This is a genomic window from Polaromonas sp. CG_9.7, from assembly GCF_015752205.1.
In the GTDB taxonomy this organism is placed as follows: domain Bacteria; phylum Pseudomonadota; class Gammaproteobacteria; order Burkholderiales; family Burkholderiaceae_C; genus Polaromonas.
Genome location: NZ_JADOVG010000047.1, coordinates 1 through 1,657, shown reverse-complemented (window position 1 = coordinate 1,657; position 1,657 = coordinate 1). Strand labels below are relative to the sequence as shown.

Annotated in this window: 1 pseudogene; it reads right to left on the bottom strand. The window is 60.8% G+C overall.

The features are described 5' to 3' along the window. Nucleotides 1-41: 41 nt before the first annotated feature. Nucleotides 42-1,597, bottom strand: a pseudogene (locus IWX87_RS19425) (IS3 family transposase). Nucleotides 1,598-1,657 lie beyond the last annotated feature (60 nt).

Genomic DNA, 1,657 nt, shown 5'->3' with positions numbered 1-1,657 from the left:
ACCGGTGAATGTCAAGCTACTTGTCGCCTGTGAGGCTGAAGTTAGGCGGCTTTTTTGTACTCCTTGTCGTCCTCCTTTTGGTCGGTTTCCACTTGCTGATCGGGATTCAAGTGAACGACGCTCACGGGCTGCCAGTTGCGCGTGGCGCCGCTCCAGCGCTGGGGGTTGGCCGCCTTTGCCGCTTCATAGACGTCTGTGCGCTTTGACAGCAGCGCGCCGTCCTGGCCTGCATGGCGCTCCTGGGGGGTGACGAAACGAATAGCGCTGTGTCGATGTTCCAAGTTGTACCAGCGCACAAACCCACCCACCCACTGGCGGGCCGCCAGCAGGTGCTCGAACGATTGGCGCGGATAGTCGGGACGGTATTTGAGCGTCTTGAAGAGCGATTCGGAATAGGGGTTGTCATTACTGACGGCCGGGCGGCTGAGCGAAGGCATCACGCCCAGTGCCTGCAAGGTGGCCAGCATGGCTGCGCCCTTCATCGGGCTGCCATTGTCCGAATGCAGCACCACCTGCTGGGGGCGGATGTTTTCCCGCAGGCAGATGCCCGGCATGACCTCGCTGGCCAGTTCGCTGCTCTCAACCTCATAAACCTGCCAGCCGACAATTTTTCGGCTGAAGATATCGAGGAACAGGTACAGGTAGAAGTACCGGCCCATGACGCGCGTGGGCAGGTAGGTGATGTCCCAGCTGAACAGCTGCCTGGGCGCCGTGGCGCGCAGCGCACGCGGCTTGCTGCGCGGCTGCTTGGGTCGTTCTGCGCCACGGTGCTGGAGCTGGCGCTCGGCCCTGAGCACGCGGTAAAAGGTCGACTCGGAAGCGATGTACTGGCCCCGGTCAGCCAGTCGGGGAACGATTTGGCTGGGCGCCAAGTGACCAAATTCCTCGGAGTTGGCGACTGCCAGCAAGCCCTGGCGCTCCAGTGCACTGAGCCGATTCATGGGAACTTGCACCCGCGCGGGGCGTCGGTCTCCTTGGGATTCGTCGCGCTGCCAGCGCTGCAGTGTGCGCTCGCTCAGGCAAATCGCCGCGCATGCTCTATCCCGGCGGGCGCCTGCCGCAGTGGCGTCGGCCACCAGACCCATGACTTGGCGGCGCTGCGCGAGGGCGGTCATTTGACCTCGTCCTCCCACAGCGCACGGAACTTTTTTTGCAGAATCAGCAAAGCCGCTGCCTCTGCCAGGGCTTTTTCCTTGCGCACCAGTTCACGCTTGAGCTGCTCGTTTTCATCTTGCAGATTGCGTAGCTCGCCCGTGCCTGAAACCGCTTTCGTTGGCGCGCAGAACGCCGCTTGCCAGCTCGTCAGGTGATGGGCAAATAACCCGTGCTCACGGCACCCTGCCTGCAGGGCCTCGCCTGATAAGCCATGGGTTTCGTGCAAGGCCAGCAGTTGCTCCTGGGCGGTCCAGTCCTGAGGGCGCTTTTCCTTTGCCTGCGAAATGCCGGCTTTGTTTGCCATTCCTTTTTTGACCCAGTTCCTGGCTGTGTGGTAGTTGATGTTCAGCTCCTGGGCAACGGACTCAATCGTGCGCTCTCCACGGGACAGCAGCTTGATGATGGCTTGTTCGACAAATGCGTCGGAATAGTTTGTTTTCATGGGTGTCTGTGCTTCTAAAAAGAACTTTTTAGAGGCGACATGTAGTCTGACACAGGGGGG